Source organism: Mesorhizobium sp. M1403 (genome assembly GCF_040317695.1).
GTDB lineage: Bacteria > Pseudomonadota > Alphaproteobacteria > Rhizobiales > Rhizobiaceae > Mesorhizobium.
Genome location: NZ_JAMYKY010000004.1, coordinates 45,659 through 59,222 on the forward strand (window position 1 = coordinate 45,659; position 13,564 = coordinate 59,222).

Below are 13,564 nucleotides of genomic sequence, written 5' to 3' on the forward strand. Positions count from 1 at the left end.
GCCTCCTCGAATCAGAAATTAACCTTTTATTAACCTTTGTTAAGAGGGCAACCGCCGCCGCCGCGAGGTCTCGGAAAACATGGTTAATACTCGGTCGCCCACCGGCCATCATTCGGCCATGCCTTGTTCCCACCATCGCCGGCATCGGGCGCGACTCAAAAAGCATGAAAATCCGGGGGCTTGCCGGAGCATCGCGGCGGGCTCGATGCGCGGGGGAAGCAGGATATGAGATTACGCCGCACGTTTCGGATGGCGCTGGCCATTCCGCCGCTGCTAGCCGCCGCCGCCTGCGCGCCGCAGACCGGCGCGCCCAAGCTCGGCAATGCGCCCGCCGCTTCCGTGTCGCTTGCTCCCGCCGCCAGCGAACCGACGGCACCGCAGCCGCGCACTGCTACTTACAACTGCGCCGACGGTAGCGTGATGACCATCGAGAATCTCGGCACGTCGGTGCGTGTGCTCGGCCCGGACGGCACCAGCGCCGAGCTGCCGGCCTCACCGGCCAATCAGACCAGCCGTTACGGCGAGGCGCATGACGCAGTCGTGATTGACGGGCGTGACGCGCTGGTGATGAAGGGCGGTGCCTCACCGGTGGCCTGTAAACGCTGATCGACCCGGTGCGGCAGCCATATTTTGCAGTGCAGCGACATTGTGCCGGCTCAAGGTCACAGCCCTAATCGATTGAAGCTGAAACCTTCGCTTTCATCAGACTAAATTACGTTTTCAAAACGGTTTTCCGGCTTTGACGCGGTGCAAAAAGAGCATTAGAAACCGGCTGTCCGAAGTCGCAACCGGAAGCGGCAATGCCGCATTTCCACCTGAGGCTCCAGAGACGCCGAACTGGGGGAGCCATGAGCAAATCACCAGCCACCCGCGAATTTACCAGACGTGAACGGCCGCTTTCGCCGCACCTGACCGTCTATCGGCCGCCGATCACCATGACGATGTCGATCGTCCACCGCATCACCGGCGGGGCGCTCTATTTCGGCACGCTGCTGGTCGCGCTGTGGCTGATGGCGGCGGCGAGCTCGGAGGCGACCTTCAATGCCGTCAACTGGGCCTTCGGCTCCTGGCTGGGGCGGCTGGTGCTGTTCGGCTACAGCTGGGCGCTGATGCACCACATGCTGGGCGGCGTGCGCCATCTTATCTGGGACACTGGGGCAGGGCTGGAAAAGCATACGGCCTCGAGGATCGCCTGGGCGACGCTGGCCGGCTCGGTCACGCTGACGCTGCTGATCTGGATCGCCGGCTACATGGCGCGGGGGAGCCTGACATGACAGGCAAAAACACCGATATGCGCACGCCGCTGGCCAAGGTCCGCGGCCTGGGTTCGGCCCGCGAGGGCACCGGCCATTTCTGGCGCCAGCGGCTGACGGCGATCTCCAACATCCCGCTGGTCCTGTTCTTCGTCGGCTTCCTGATCGCACTCAACGGCGCCAGCTATCTCGAGGTGCGCGCCGCACTTGCCAATCCGTTCGTGGCACTGGTGCTGGCGCTGGTGCTGTTGTCGGTGCTCTACCACATGCGGCTCGGCATGCAGGCGATCATCGAAGACTATGTGCATGGCGAGGGCACCAGGTTGGCGCTGCTCGCGCTCAACACATTCTTTCCCGTAGTCGTCGGCGTCGCTTCGGTCTTCGCCCTGCTTAAACTGGCATTTGGAGGCTGATTTTTGGCCAAGGACGCGAAGAACGCCAATACGGCTTCCGCCTATAGCTATGTCGACCACAAATTCGACGTCGTGGTCGTCGGCGCCGGCGGTGCTGGCCTGCGTGCCACGCTCGGCATGGCCGAGCAGGGCCTGCGCACCGCCTGCATCACCAAGGTTTTCCCGACGCGCTCGCACACGGTCGCCGCTCAGGGCGGCATCGCCGCCTCGCTCGCCAATATGGGGCCCGACAACTGGCAGTGGCATCTCTTCGACACGGTCAAGGGCTCGGATTGGCTGGGTGATACCGACGCGCAGGAATACATGGTGCGCGAGGCGCCGGCGGCGGTCTATGAACTCGAGCATTACGGCGTTCCCTTCAGCCGCACCGAGGACGGGAAAATCTACCAGCGGCCGTTCGGCGGCATGATGATGAATTTCGGCGAAGGGCCGCCGGTGCAGCGCACCTGCGCTGCCGCCGACCGCACCGGCCACGCCATGCTGCATACGCTGTACGGTCAGTCGCTGAAGCACAATGCGCAGTTCTTCATCGAGTATTTCGCGCTCGACCTGATCATGGAGCCGGACGGCACCTGCACCGGCGTCGTCGCCTGGAACCTCGACGACGGCACCATCCACCGTTTTTCGGCCAAGATGGTGGTGCTGGCGACCGGCGGCTATGGCCGCGCCTATTTCTCGGCCACCTCGGCGCATACCTGCACCGGCGATGGCGGCGGCATGGTCGCACGCGCCGGCCTGGCGCTGCAGGACATGGAGTTCGTGCAGTTCCACCCGACCGGCATCTACGGCGCCGGCTGCCTGATTACCGAGGGCGCGCGCGGCGAGGGCGGCTATCTCGTCAATTCCGAGGGCGAGCGCTTCATGGAACGCTACGCGCCGTCAGCCAAGGATCTGGCTTCGCGTGACGTGGTCTCGCGCTGCATGACGCTGGAGATCCGCGAAGGCCGTGGCGTCGGCCCGAAGAAGGACCATATTTTTCTCCACCTCGACCATCTCGATCCGGCCGTTTTGCACGAAAGGCTCCCGGGTATTTCAGAGTCGGCAAAGATTTTTGCCGGCGTCGACCTGACCAAGGAACCGATCCCGGTGCTGCCGACCGTCCATTACAATATGGGCGGCGTGCCGACCAATTACTGGGGCGAGGTGCTCAACCCGACCGCCCTGAACCCGGACCAGGTGTTGCCCGGGCTGATGGCCGTCGGCGAGGCCGGCTGCGCCTCGGTGCACGGCGCCAACCGGCTGGGTTCGAATTCGCTGATCGACCTGGTGGTGTTCGGCCGTGCGGCGGCGATCCGGGCCGGCAAGGTGATCGACCGCAACGTCGCGATCCCGTCGCCCAACGAAGCCTCGGTCGAAAAGATCATGGACCGCTTCGACCGGCTGCGCCACGCCAACGGTTCGACGCCGACAGCGGTTTTGCGCGAAAAGATGCAGAAGGCGATGCAGGAGGACGCGGCGGTGTTCCGCACCCAGGAATCGTTGGAAAGCGGCTGCAGGCGCATTTCGCAGATCTGGGGTGAACTCGGCGACGTCAAGGTGTTCGACCGCTCGATGATCTGGAACTCCGACCTGGTCGAGACGCTGGAGCTGGAAAACCTGATGGCCAACGCCATCACCACCGTCTACGGCGCCGAAGCGCGCAAGGAAAGCCGCGGGGCGCACGCGCGGGAGGACTTTTCGGCCCGCGACGACGCGAACTGGCGCAAGCATACGCTGGCCCGGCTCAACGAGGCCGGCGAGGTAGCGCTCAGCTACCGGCCGGTGCACGCCGAGACGCTGCTTAAGGAAGCAGACGGCGGCATCAACCCGGCCAAGATTGCGCCGAAGGCCAGGGTGTATTGATCATGGCGCTGGCGGCAGCTGGATATTCCGGCACACCCCTTCCGGCCAAGCTCGGCCTGAAGGACGGGATGATTGCCGCCTTCGTCGCCCTGCCGCCCGAACTCGACGATCTGACCGACGCCGTCGACTTTGCCCACGTCGACCGGCTGGCTGACTGGTCGGCGATCTCTGGCGTTCATGAGAAATACGATGCCGTGCATGCTTTCGCCCGGCGGCGTGTCGAAATCGAGGACCGTCTTGGCGACGTAGAAGCGGCGATTAAGCGGCACGGCATGGTTTGGGTGTCGTGGCCAAAGAAGGCATCGAAAGTGCCGACCGACGTCACCGAGGACGTTATCCGCACCGAGGCGCTGAAGCTCGACCTCGTCGACGTCAAGGTCGCCGCCATAAACGGGATCTGGTCCGGGCTGAAGCTCGTCATCCGAAAGGACCTGAGATAATGGTCGAACTCACGCTTCCGAAAAACTCGAAGATCATGGCCGGAAAAACCTGGCCGAAGCCGGAGGGCGCGACCAATCTGCGCGAATACCGCATCTATCGCTGGTCGCCGGACGATGACGAGAACCCGCGCATGGACACGTATTTCGTCGACATGGACGATTGCGGGCCGATGGTGCTCGACGCGCTGCTCTGGATCAAGAACAAGATCGACCCGACGCTGACGCTGCGCCGTTCCTGCCGCGAAGGCATTTGCGGCTCCTGCGCCATGAACATCGACGGGTCGAACACGCTGGCCTGCACCAAGGGCTGCGACGACATTTCCGGCGCGATCAAGGTCTACCCGCTGCCGCACATGCAAGTGGTCAAGGACCTTGTGCCCGACCTCACCAATTTCTACGCCCAGCACGCCTCGATCGAGCCGTGGTTGAAGACGGTGTCGCCCGAGCCGGCCAAGGAATGGCTGCAGAGCCATGAGGACCGCGAAAAGCTCGACGGGCTCTACGAGTGCATATTGTGCGCCTGCTGCTCGACCTCCTGCCCGAGCTACTGGTGGAACGGCGAGCGCTATCTCGGCCCGGCGACGCTGCTGCAGGCCTATCGCTGGCTGATCGATTCCAGGGACGAGGCAACGGGCGAGCGGCTCGACAATCTCGAAGACCCGTTCCGGCTCTATCGCTGTCACACGATCATGAACTGCGCCCAGACCTGCCCCAAGGGGCTCAACCCGGCCAAGGCGATCGCCGAGATCAAGAAGATGATGGTGGAGCGACGGGTTTAGCAGCAGATGAAGCAGCTACCTGCCGATTTTTCATCTGACGCCGTCGCGGCGATCCGGGCGCGACTCGATGTCGTGCGAACGCAAGGCGTGACGATCCTGTTCGCCATCGAAAGCGGCAGCCGCGCCTGGGGGTTCCCGTCTCCCGACAGCGACTATGACTGCCGTTTCGTCTATGTCAGGCCGGCATCGGATCACCTTGTGTTGGAACAGGCACGCGACGTGATCGAATTTCCCATCGAAGGCGAGATCGATGCCGGTGGCTGGGATCTGCGCAAGGCCTTGCTGCTCGGGCTCGGCGGCAATGCCGTCATCGTCGAATGGGCAAAATCATCAATCGTCTACGAAGAGGTCACGGGATTTCGGCGGCGCCTTCTCGACCTGCTTGCCGAGATCGTCGATCCGGCAAAAGTAGCGCGTCACTATCTCGGCCTGGCGCGTTCACATGTTGCCAAGATCGGCAGCTTTTCCGGCGAGGTGAAGCTGAAGAAGCTGTTCTATCTCATTCGACCACTGGTCGCGTTGGACTGGATGGAGCAGCGCGGCCTCGCCGGTCTACCGCCGATGAACCTTGGCGAGTGCATCGACCAGATCGAGATGCCAGCGCAGGCAAGCGATGAAATCCGCAGCCTGATCGACCGCAAAAGCCAGACGCGGGAAATGGGGACCGGTCTCATCCCGACGGCGATCGCGCGCTATCTTGAGGCGCGCTATGGTCACCACGAAATGAACCTTGCCGGCGTGATCCGGGATGAAGCCCGCCAGGCGCGAAACCGTGTCCTTGCAACCGACTTTTACCGCCGGGAGGCTGAACTTCAATGAGCGATGAGCTTCCCATCCTCTCCCCCATCGAGGCGCGTGTGCTCGGCTGCCTGATCGAGAAGAAGGAGCTGACGCCCGACGTCTATCCGCTGACGCTCAATGCGGCACTTGCCGCGGCCAACCAGAAGACGGCGCGCGAGCCGGTAATGTCGGTCGAGCTTGCCGAGGTTAGAAGGGCGCTTGGCCAGCTCGAGCAGAAGGGCCTGGTCAGGCAGGTGTTCGCGTCGCGCGTCGAGCGCTATGAGCATGTCGTGGCGCAGCGCTTTTCCCTGACCTCGGCGCAGATCGCGCTGCTCGGCCTGTTGCTGCTGCGCGGCCCGCAGACGGCCTATGAACTGCTGGCGCGAAGCGAGCGCATGGCACGGTTGCCGTCGATCGAGGAGCTTCGCGGCAATCTCGATCTGCTGATCGGCCGCAGGCCGCCGCTGGTGCAGCAGATCGACCGCGGCCCGGGCCAGCGCGAGGACCGTTATGTCCAACTGCTCAGCGGGCCGGTGCAGCTGTCGGCTGCCGCGGCGCCCCAGCAATCGCCCTTGCCGGCCTCGGATCTGGAAATGCGCGTGCAGGCCCTCGAGCAGGAGGTCGCGGCATTGCGCGCCCGCCTCGACGCGCTGACCGGCGAGGGGCACTGAATCGCGACCTCACCTCCTGCTGTAGACGCCGCTCGCCTCGCCCCCCGGATCGACCAGCCGCAACTGCCGGCCATTCAGCTGCCAACTCAGCGAGACCGGCTTCAGGTCGCCGGCGCCGAACTTCCAGGTGCCGGTCAGATCGGGCCGGCAGCCATTGACGGATTTGTAGGTTCCGGCCTTAGGCGTGAAGACCAGCGTCGAGCCGTGCACGGTCGTCGTGCCCGTCTTCAGCGTCAGCGACTGGATTTGGCCGCAGCCGTCGACCAGCGAGGATTCGAACAGCGCATATTGCGTGCGCCCGTTGGCGCTGAAGGTGAAGGAGATGCTGCCGCCGCTGCCCGGCGCACAATGGCCGAGCGTCGTGCAATAATCGCCGCTGGCGACTGCAAAGCCCCATTTGCCGACAAGTGCTGGTGGTATCGAGCCCTGGCGCGAACGGGCTGTCCGCCCCTTGCCTTGGCCGGCGGCATCGGCCGGGCCGACGGCCAGGCAACCGGTCAGGCCCGCCAGTGTGACAAAAACCGCCAGGCGCGCGGGTGAGGAGCCGGTCAGCATCCCTTGTTCGCGATAAGCTTGTGCAGATGGGCAAGCCGCGTGGCTATGACATTGTTGACGATCGCCATCTTGCCGGGGGGTGCCATGCCGCCATATTTCTTCGGCGAAGGCCCATGGTTCCTGGCCTCCTCGTAGCCGGCGGCCTGTTGCCGCAACTCGGCACAGGACATGCCGGCATATTTCGCCTGCTCCTGCGGGCTGATGACACCCGATTGCGCCATGCCGATGGAGTTTGCCGCCGCCATGCCGCCGAGGCCGACAGCCGCGGAAATCGGATTGAGGCCGACGCAGCCGGAAAGGCCAAGGCACAGCATCGGCGCCGCCAAAAAGGCATATCGCAGGCTCATGGCTGACGCTCCCCGATGCGCGGTGGCAGCTTTAGGTCGCGATCATGGGTGGCGGTTTTTCCGAGCGCAAGCGACAGGAGATAGACGCGCGGATTAAAGCCCGCCGAGGCGAGCGCCGACAGCGTCCTGAACAGTTGCAGGTGATACATCGAACCCCCTGTGGTCATTGCCGATGGATTTCCGGTTTTGGAAACGGGCTGCAAACTACGTCCGATGGAGACAAGCCGGCTTGGACGAGACGGCCCTAAAAACGGCCTAAACGGCCCTGTATTGACGTTTCAGGGGGCTCGGCGCATATCAGCGCGCTCTCGGGCTGGGGGATGCCGATGAATGCGACGACCTCATTCAGGCTGATGACGGACGCGTTTCCGGAGCAGGATCGCGTCGAGGTGATGCGCCAGGTCTACGGCCGCACGGTCCTCAAGGTCGATCTCGATCCGCTCGCACCGACGCATGTCGACATGAAGGTGCGTGCGCTGCCCGGCCTCGGCATTGCCACCGGCACCTCCTCGGAATTCCGGGCGCATCACTCGATGCCGCTGATCGACAGCGACGACCTCCTCCTGTTGGCGGCGCTCGATGGCGCGAGCGTCATGAAGCATCGCGGCCGCGAGGAACCGATCGGCAACGGCCGGGCGCTGATGATGAGCGGCGAAGAGGTCGGCCTCAACCTCATCCAGCCCGGCGGCATGCGCTTCGTCAATATGAGCTTCTCGCTGAGGCAGCTTTCGCCGCTGATCGGCGATCCGGCTTCGGTGCTTATGCAGCCGTCGCCGACCACGAGCGGGGCGATGCGGCTGCTGCTCGACTATGTCCAGTCGATCCAGGATGCAGACGATGCGCTGACGCCGGAAACCTGGCAGCTGGCCGCGACTCACATTTTCGACCTTGCCGCGCTTGCCATGGGGGCGACCGCCGAAATTGCGCGTGGCCGCGGCGTGCGAGTGGCGCGATTGCGCGCCATCAAGGCCGATATCCTCGCCCATGGCGGGCACGACGAGCTGTCGGCCGACGACATCGCCGCCCGCCACCATCTCTGCGCCCGCTATGTGCGAAAGCTGTTCGAGAGCGAAGGCACGTCGCTGTCGGACTTCATGCTGCGCCAGCGGCTAGTGCGCGCGCATCGCATGCTAGTCGATCCTTCTCATGCCGGCCGCAGCATCACGGCAATCGCCTTCGATGCCGGCTTCAACGACCTTTCCTATTTCAACCGGGCGTTCCGCCGGCGCTACGACGCGACGCCGTCGGACGTGCGCGCTGCGGCCTTAAAGAACTGACATTGGGTTACGCCCGGGCATCATGGGGAGCCCGTGGCCCCCCGACTCTCAAGACTGGGTTCCTCGCCCACCGCGAAGCGGGGGAGAGGTGGCCGCGAAGCGGCCGGAGAGGGGGCTTCATAGAGCGCGGTTCCCCTCTCCGTCTCGGCTTCGCCGAGACACCTCTCCCCACTGTCGTGGGGCGAGCAACCCAAGCTGGAATAAAGCCGCGATCTTCCCTCTATCCTGCCAGCCCCCCGCAAGGGAGATCGGATGGCCGCTATGCTGTCGCCAATCATCGACCGGCTGTTCGATGCAGGTTTGCTTACGGCTCACCCGAGACTGGCGTCGAGCGATACTTTGATGGCGCCGAGCGCTTTCGAGACTGGGCATTCGGCCTTGGCCTTTTCGGCCAGTTCCTTGAACTTGGCGGCATCGATGCCCGGCACCTTGCCGACCAGCGTGATCGCGCTGCCGGTGATGCCGGTGCCGGGGACCAGCGTTACCACGGCCTTGGCGTCGAGCTCGGCAGCCGGAGTGCCGTTCTCGGCGAGGAAATGCGAAAGCTGCATGGCGTAGCAGCCGGCATGGGCGGCGGCGATCAGCTCTTCCGGGTTGGTGCCGGATTTGCCGCTCTCGTCCTCGAAACGCATCTTGGCAGAATAGGGCGTACCTTTCAGCGTCCCGCTCTGGGTTTCGAGCGTGCCTTTGCCTTCCTTGAAACTGCCTTTCCAAACGGCGTTGGCGGTGCGGTCCATCAATTCCTCCTTGATTGTCGTGATTGAGCCCGTGATCGGCATCCAGTCGACTATAGCGCGCGCTGGAGCGAAGGCCACCCGCGCTTTCGTATCGGCGGCAGCGTGACACATCATGGTCAAGCAAAAAATCGCTCGGGAAAAAATCGCGAAAAAAATATGCGTGCAAAAATGTCGACTTCCATCTGCCCCGACCGTCCTGCGGGCGGCCATGGAATTGGTGGCCGGATGGAGGACCACATGAACAATCTGTTTTCTGCTCACTGGACAAACACCAGCCACAGGGCCGGTGAACAACAAGCCGACTGGTCGCGCGTGCCGCCTTCCGGCTTCGGCCGGCTGCTTGCGGCGATTGCCATTATCGGGATTGCGGTGTCCTTTCTGGATTATGCAGCGGGGCTCGATCATACAGCGGGCAAAGGCGCGGCCGAGATTTCCCTAGCCTCGGCTGCCGCTTCAACCCAGGAATGGAGGTAAAGATGAAATACGTTTGCCTGGTCTACGGTGAAGAAAAAGATCTCTACGCAATGACGCCTGCGAGGCTGGCCAAGCTCGACGCCGATTCGCTGGCCTATGACAGGTCGGTGGCGCAAAGCGGCCGGCTGATCATCGCGCAGGCGCTGCAATCGGTGCAGACGTCGAAAACCGTGCGCCGGCGCAAAGGCAAGCGGCTGGTCACCGACGGCCCCTTCGCCGAGACCAAGGAGCAGTTGCTCGGTTTCGTCATGATCGAGGCCGGGGACCTCGACGAGGCGCTGGAGATCGCCGGCGGCATTCCGCTGGCAGAAATCGGCACGATCGAGGTGCGGGCGATCTACAATGTGCCGGGGTCGTAGAGATGTCGGCGGCCGGCGACTGGCGCAGGCTTTCGTTTTCTTCAATTGACGCAACTTTTGCGTGTTGAAGCGAAGCAACACTTCTCTTATCGTCGCCTGAGATTGGGGATCTTGGGCATGCATATATTGATTGCTGCAATCGGCCTGCTGGGGGCAGCGGCGTTCTGGTGGTACCGGCTGAAGACCATGAACGACGCGGCGCGTGAGGTTGCCGACGTCGTTGGCCGCGTCCAGGGCAATGTCCGCCGCAAGAAACTGCGCAAGCAGGCGGCGCTCTCGCCGTTGACGGCGATCGACGATCCGGTCGTGGCGGCGGCGACGCTGATCACCGCCATCGTTTCCGAGCATGGTCCGGTGCTGCCGCAACGCGAAGCTGCCATTCGATCGGTGATCTCGGAGATTGCCGACAAAAAGCAGACCGATGAAGCGGTGATCTACGCCAAATGGGCGGCCTCGCAAATCGACGACGCCACGGTCGTCATCGACAAGCTGGCACCGTTCCTGCGCGAACGCCTCGATGCGGCTGAAAGGAACGATCTGCTACAGATGGTCAGCCGTGTCACGGAAGTCGGCGGGCAAAGCCAGCAGATTTCCGACCAGCGCATGCTCCGGCTGCGCCAGAAGCTCGGTTTCGAGGTCAATTAGGGTGTGCTGATATTCAGGTGATGCCGGCCTGCAAAGGGTGGCTTCCTGCGCTCCTATTCTCACGTACCCAAACGCACGCTCCGCTCCGGTTCTCGGAAGCCACTGTTGGTCGCTTCGCGCCCCGTCTTCGACTCCGGCTCGGCCTGACCTGAATCTCAACACATCCTGGCATGTCTGTGAGATGGATCAGATCGCCTCGCCCTTCAACAGCTTCGGCGTGTTGCCGGACAGACCTGACGCCTGGCGGATGAAGAACCCCTTCAGCCGCGGCATGCGTTCGACAAGGCCAAGACCGACGTCGCGCAACGTACGCAGCGGGCCGAAATCGTTGGAAAACAGCCGGTTCAGCACATCGGTGGTGATGCCCATCTGCACCGTGTCGAAGCGCCGCCATTGCTGGTAGCGCTCAAGCACGTCGAGCGCGCCGATGTCCTGGCCGAGCCGGTCGGCCTCGACCACCACCTCAGCAAGTGCCGCCACGTCCTTGAAGCCCAGATTGAGGCCCTGGCCGGCGATCGGGTGGATGCCGTGGGCGGCGTCGCCGGCCAAGGCGATGCGCGGCGCGACGAAGGCGCGCGCAATGGTCAGCCCGAGCGGCCAGGCGCGGGGCTTGTCGGCGATATGGATTTCGCCGAGCTTGAGGCCAAAGCGGTGCTCGAGCTCATACTCCAGGACCAGGGTGTCGCCCCCGACCAGCTTTTCGGCGTCTTGCGACCGTTCGACCCAGACGATCGACGAACGGTTGGTGCCGTCCTTGCCCGGCTTGAGTGGCAGCGTGGCAAAGGGGCCGGCCGGAAGAAAATGCTCTTCGGCGCGGCCGTTGTGCGGCCGCTCATGCGCCACCGTGCAGACGATGCCGGACTGGCCATACTCCCATTTCACCGTTTTGATGCCGGCCATGTCGCGCAGCTTCGAGTTGACGCCGTCGGCGGCGACCAGCAGCCGCGCCTTAAGCGTCGCGCCATCGGCAAGATGCACGGTGATGCCGGCGCCGTTGGTATCGAAGGCGCTGACGGCGACGCCCTCGATGATGCCGATGCCGAGCTGTTCGGCGCGCCGGCGCAAGGCGCCGTTCAAATCCTTGTTGGCGACCATATGCGCAAAGGGTTCGCCGGGCGCGACCTCGCCATCGAAGGTGAGGAACACCGGACGGACCGGATCCGTTGTGCGCGAATCGGTGACGATCATTTCGGTGATCGCCTGCGCCTCCGGCGCGATCTCGTTCCAGACGCCGAGCTGGTCGAGCATGCGGCACGCGGCGGCTGCAATCGCCGAGGCGCGGCCGTCCTTCTGCCAGACGCCGGCGGGTGCTGCGTCGACGACGGCAACGGCGAGGCTCGGCCGCGCCTGCTTCAGAGACACGGCGGCGGCCAGGCCGATATAGCCGGCGCCGGCGACCAGAACGTCGAGCGAATTCTTGCTGTCCACGATGGCAATTCCTTTCGCAGCCTGACTGTCGCCGGGCATTCCGCCCTTGACTGCCCGCTGTTCCTGTCGGAAACCGCCATGGTAATTTTGCGGCGAGGTCAAGATGACGGCAGCCATGGACGAGCTTCTCGGCATTCTCGACCTCGAGCAGCTGGAACACAACCTGTATCGCGGTCGCAGCCCCAAGCTCGACTGGCAGCGCATCTTCGGCGGCCAGACCATCGCCCAGGCGCTTGTCGCCGCGCAGCGAACGGTCGAGGCCGAGCGCCATGTGCACTCGCTGCATGGCTATTTCATGCGACCGGGCGACACCAAGGTGCCGATCATCTACGAGGTCGACCGCATCCGTGACGGCGGCTCCTTCACCACGCGCCGCGTCGTCGCGATCCAGCACGGCCAGGCGATCTTTTCGCTGGAAGCCTCATTCCAGCAGGATGAGGTCGGCCTGGAACATCAGGTGCCGATGCCGCAGGACGTGCCGGCGCCCGACACATTGCTGTCGCAGCGCGAATTGCTGGGCAAGTTCGGCGAAGCCGTGCCCGACGGCATCAAGCGCTATTGGGAGCGCGACCGGCCGATCGAGATGAAGCCGGTGATGCTGAAGCATTACACGAGCCGGGAAAAGCTCGAGCCGAAGCAGAACATCTGGATCCGCACCACCGGCCCGGTGCCGGCCGACCGCGCCACGCAGGCGGCCGTGCTCGCTTACCTCTCCGATATGACGTTGCTCGACACCTCGACTTTTGCCCACGGCCGCGCCATTTTCGATCGCGACATCCAGGCAGCGAGCCTCGACCACGCCATGTGGTTCCATCGCAGCCACCCGCTCGACGACTGGATGCTGTACACGCAGGACAGCCCGTCGACGCAAGGATCGCGTGGCTTTACCCGCGGCTCGCTATTTGCCCGCGACGGCACGTTGATCGCCTCGGTTGCCCAAGAAGGACTCATCCGGCTGAAGCGGCCGCCTGCCGAGTAGGCATTTTTCGAATTTTGCCTATTTTTTAATCATTTGCATTGACGCAACTGTGAACAGGCAGCCGACAAACCTTCCCGATTTCGTTGTTTAACAACAGCTTAACACCCTGCTTCGGCAATTGGCACGGAGCTTGAATCCTAGCGGGCACTCTCCGGCTCTCATGGGGATCGGCGAAGTCGTGCAAACGCGGGGACCCGCAACAGCAAAGGGTGAAACCTTATGAAGATCGTGATGGCAATCATAAAGCCGTTCAAGCTCGACGAGGTGCGCGAGGCGCTCACCGCAGTCGGCATCCAAGGCCTGACCGTCACCGAAGTAAAAGGCTACGGACGTCAGAAGGGGCACACGGAAATCTATCGCGGGGCGGAATACGCGGTCAGCTTCCTGCCGAAGATCAAGATCGAAGTCGCGGTCGCCGTCGACATGGTCGACAAGGCCGTCGAAGCCATCACCGCGGCGGCCAAGACCGGTCAGATCGGCGACGGCAAGATCTTCGTCTTCGGCATCGACCAGGCGGTGCGCATTCGCACCGGCGAAACAGACACCGACGCGCTTTGAGCCGCGGACACGTATTCCAATGGAGAG

General features: G+C 63.6%; 19 protein-coding genes. 14 read left to right on the plus strand and 5 right to left on the minus strand.

From position 1 onward, the window contains the following. Positions 1–225 precede the first annotated feature (225 nt). The 8 genes from NKH01_RS09740 to NKH01_RS09775 all read left to right on the plus strand — a co-directional run bounded on the left by NKH01_RS09740 (position 226) and on the right by NKH01_RS09775 (position 6,178). The gene (locus NKH01_RS09740) at positions 226–606 is read left to right on the plus strand and encodes a hypothetical protein (RefSeq protein WP_353020038.1); all 381 of its coding nucleotides are present in this window, start codon (positions 226–228) and stop codon (positions 604–606) included. Positions 607–848: 242 nt separating this feature from the next. Beyond that, the gene (gene sdhC, locus NKH01_RS09745; RefSeq protein WP_023722703.1) at positions 849–1,274 is read left to right on the plus strand and encodes a succinate dehydrogenase, cytochrome b556 subunit; all 426 of its coding nucleotides are present in this window, start codon (positions 849–851) and stop codon (positions 1,272–1,274) included. Further along, positions 1,271–1,666: a succinate dehydrogenase, hydrophobic membrane anchor protein gene (sdhD, locus tag NKH01_RS09750; RefSeq protein WP_352845345.1), complete on the plus strand. Its 396-nt coding sequence runs from the start codon at positions 1,271–1,273 to the stop codon at positions 1,664–1,666. The genes sdhC and sdhD overlap by 4 nt, the downstream gene beginning before the upstream one ends. 3 nt (positions 1,667–1,669) lie before the next feature. After that, a complete protein-coding gene (gene sdhA / locus NKH01_RS09755) occupies positions 1,670–3,508 on the plus strand; it encodes a succinate dehydrogenase flavoprotein subunit (protein ID WP_353020039.1) in 1,839 nt (612 codons plus the stop codon). A 2-nt stretch (positions 3,509–3,510) separates the two neighbouring features. Further along, positions 3,511–3,948, plus strand: a complete 438-nt coding sequence (locus tag NKH01_RS09760) for a DUF3052 domain-containing protein (protein WP_352845343.1) — start codon at positions 3,511–3,513, stop codon at positions 3,946–3,948. Then, a complete protein-coding gene (locus tag NKH01_RS09765) occupies positions 3,948–4,727 on the plus strand; it encodes a succinate dehydrogenase iron-sulfur subunit (RefSeq protein ID WP_023722699.1) in 780 nt (259 codons plus the stop codon). The genes NKH01_RS09760 and NKH01_RS09765 overlap by 1 nt, the downstream gene beginning before the upstream one ends. 6 nt (positions 4,728–4,733) lie before the next feature. Then, entirely contained in the window at positions 4,734–5,546 is an 813-nt protein-coding gene (locus NKH01_RS09770) for a nucleotidyltransferase domain-containing protein (RefSeq protein ID WP_023722698.1), read from the plus strand. Next, complete coding sequence (locus NKH01_RS09775) at positions 5,543–6,178, plus strand: YceH family protein (protein WP_353020040.1); 636 nt, start codon at positions 5,543–5,545, stop codon at positions 6,176–6,178. Before NKH01_RS09770 ends, NKH01_RS09775 begins: the two co-directional genes overlap by 4 nt. 9 nt (positions 6,179–6,187) lie before the next feature. Here the strand turns inward: NKH01_RS09775 and NKH01_RS09780 are convergent, their stop codons facing one another. The 3 genes from NKH01_RS09780 to NKH01_RS09790 are packed head-to-tail and all read right to left on the minus strand — an operon-like array spanning position 6,188 to position 7,247. Then, positions 6,188–6,733 (minus strand): hypothetical protein, encoded by a 546-nt coding sequence (locus NKH01_RS09780; RefSeq protein ID WP_352494068.1) that lies wholly within the window; start codon positions 6,731–6,733, stop codon positions 6,188–6,190. Continuing rightward, complete coding sequence (locus tag NKH01_RS09785; RefSeq protein ID WP_352494069.1) at positions 6,727–7,080, minus strand: hypothetical protein; 354 nt, start codon at positions 7,078–7,080, stop codon at positions 6,727–6,729. Before NKH01_RS09785 ends, NKH01_RS09780 begins: the two co-directional genes overlap by 7 nt. Then, on the minus strand, positions 7,077–7,247 hold the full coding sequence (locus tag NKH01_RS09790; RefSeq protein WP_352481032.1) for a hypothetical protein: 171 nt from the start codon (positions 7,245–7,247) through the stop codon (positions 7,077–7,079). Before NKH01_RS09790 ends, NKH01_RS09785 begins: the two co-directional genes overlap by 4 nt. A 159-nt stretch (positions 7,248–7,406) precedes the next feature. Here NKH01_RS09790 and NKH01_RS09795 point away from each other — a divergent pair, with 159 nt between their 5' ends. After that, on the plus strand, positions 7,407–8,357 hold the full coding sequence (locus NKH01_RS09795; protein ID WP_353020042.1) for a helix-turn-helix transcriptional regulator: 951 nt from the start codon (positions 7,407–7,409) through the stop codon (positions 8,355–8,357). A gap of 311 nt (positions 8,358–8,668) precedes the next feature. Here the strand turns inward: NKH01_RS09795 and NKH01_RS09800 are convergent, their stop codons facing one another. Beyond that, positions 8,669–9,094 carry an OsmC family protein gene (locus NKH01_RS09800; RefSeq protein ID WP_352494072.1) on the minus strand — a complete coding sequence of 142 codons (426 nt, stop codon included), beginning with the start codon at positions 9,092–9,094 and terminating at the stop codon, positions 8,669–8,671. A gap of 237 nt (positions 9,095–9,331) precedes the next feature. Here NKH01_RS09800 and NKH01_RS09805 point away from each other — a divergent pair, with 237 nt between their 5' ends. The 3 genes from NKH01_RS09805 to NKH01_RS09815 all read left to right on the plus strand — a co-directional run bounded on the left by NKH01_RS09805 (position 9,332) and on the right by NKH01_RS09815 (position 10,572). Continuing rightward, a complete protein-coding gene (locus NKH01_RS09805; protein WP_352481030.1) occupies positions 9,332–9,568 on the plus strand; it encodes a hypothetical protein in 237 nt (78 codons plus the stop codon). A 2-nt stretch (positions 9,569–9,570) separates the two neighbouring features. Further along, the gene (locus tag NKH01_RS09810) at positions 9,571–9,927 is read left to right on the plus strand and encodes a YciI family protein (protein ID WP_352999009.1); all 357 of its coding nucleotides are present in this window, start codon (positions 9,571–9,573) and stop codon (positions 9,925–9,927) included. Positions 9,928–10,044: 117 nt separating this feature from the next. Further along, entirely contained in the window at positions 10,045–10,572 is a 528-nt protein-coding gene (locus tag NKH01_RS09815) for a hypothetical protein (protein ID WP_023722688.1), read from the plus strand. Positions 10,573–10,758: 186 nt separating this feature from the next. Here NKH01_RS09815 and NKH01_RS09820 read toward each other — a convergent pair whose 3' ends face one another. Continuing rightward, a complete protein-coding gene (locus tag NKH01_RS09820) occupies positions 10,759–12,039 on the minus strand; it encodes a ubiquinone biosynthesis hydroxylase (RefSeq protein ID WP_352845512.1) in 1,281 nt (426 codons plus the stop codon). 64 nt (positions 12,040–12,103) lie between these two features. Between NKH01_RS09820 and tesB the strand changes: the two genes are divergently transcribed. Both tesB and NKH01_RS09830 read left to right on the plus strand, forming a co-directional pair. Then, complete coding sequence (tesB, locus tag NKH01_RS09825) at positions 12,104–12,979, plus strand: acyl-CoA thioesterase II (RefSeq protein WP_023722686.1); 876 nt, start codon at positions 12,104–12,106, stop codon at positions 12,977–12,979. A 219-nt stretch (positions 12,980–13,198) separates the two neighbouring features. Further along, the gene (locus NKH01_RS09830) at positions 13,199–13,537 is read left to right on the plus strand and encodes a P-II family nitrogen regulator (RefSeq protein ID WP_023679755.1); all 339 of its coding nucleotides are present in this window, start codon (positions 13,199–13,201) and stop codon (positions 13,535–13,537) included. Positions 13,538–13,564: the final 27 nt, after the last annotated feature.

Coding starts and splice junctions, on each gene's coding strand:
- NKH01_RS09740 (WP_353020038.1), top strand. CDS start 226: ATGAGATTACGCCGCACGTTTCGGATGGCGCTGGCCATTCCGCCGCTG.
- sdhC (WP_023722703.1), top strand. CDS start 849: ATGAGCAAATCACCAGCCACCCGCGAATTTACCAGACGTGAACGGCCG.
- sdhD (WP_352845345.1), top strand. CDS start 1,271: ATGACAGGCAAAAACACCGATATGCGCACGCCGCTGGCCAAGGTCCGC.
- NKH01_RS09760 (WP_352845343.1), top strand. CDS start 3,511: ATGGCGCTGGCGGCAGCTGGATATTCCGGCACACCCCTTCCGGCCAAG.
- NKH01_RS09765 (WP_023722699.1), top strand. CDS start 3,948: ATGGTCGAACTCACGCTTCCGAAAAACTCGAAGATCATGGCCGGAAAA.
- NKH01_RS09770 (WP_023722698.1), top strand. CDS start 4,734: ATGAAGCAGCTACCTGCCGATTTTTCATCTGACGCCGTCGCGGCGATC.
- NKH01_RS09775 (WP_353020040.1), top strand. CDS start 5,543: ATGAGCGATGAGCTTCCCATCCTCTCCCCCATCGAGGCGCGTGTGCTC.
- NKH01_RS09780 (WP_352494068.1), bottom strand. CDS start 6,733: ATGCTGACCGGCTCCTCACCCGCGCGCCTGGCGGTTTTTGTCACACTG.
- NKH01_RS09785 (WP_352494069.1), bottom strand. CDS start 7,080: ATGAGCCTGCGATATGCCTTTTTGGCGGCGCCGATGCTGTGCCTTGGC.
- NKH01_RS09790 (WP_352481032.1), bottom strand. CDS start 7,247: ATGACCACAGGGGGTTCGATGTATCACCTGCAACTGTTCAGGACGCTG.
- NKH01_RS09795 (WP_353020042.1), top strand. CDS start 7,407: ATGAATGCGACGACCTCATTCAGGCTGATGACGGACGCGTTTCCGGAG.
- NKH01_RS09800 (WP_352494072.1), bottom strand. CDS start 9,094: ATGGACCGCACCGCCAACGCCGTTTGGAAAGGCAGTTTCAAGGAAGGC.
- NKH01_RS09805 (WP_352481030.1), top strand. CDS start 9,332: ATGAACAATCTGTTTTCTGCTCACTGGACAAACACCAGCCACAGGGCC.
- NKH01_RS09810 (WP_352999009.1), top strand. CDS start 9,571: ATGAAATACGTTTGCCTGGTCTACGGTGAAGAAAAAGATCTCTACGCA.
- NKH01_RS09815 (WP_023722688.1), top strand. CDS start 10,045: ATGCATATATTGATTGCTGCAATCGGCCTGCTGGGGGCAGCGGCGTTC.
- NKH01_RS09820 (WP_352845512.1), bottom strand. CDS start 12,039: ATGCCCGGCGACAGTCAGGCTGCGAAAGGAATTGCCATCGTGGACAGC.
- tesB (WP_023722686.1), top strand. CDS start 12,104: ATGACGGCAGCCATGGACGAGCTTCTCGGCATTCTCGACCTCGAGCAG.
- NKH01_RS09830 (WP_023679755.1), top strand. CDS start 13,199: ATGAAGATCGTGATGGCAATCATAAAGCCGTTCAAGCTCGACGAGGTG.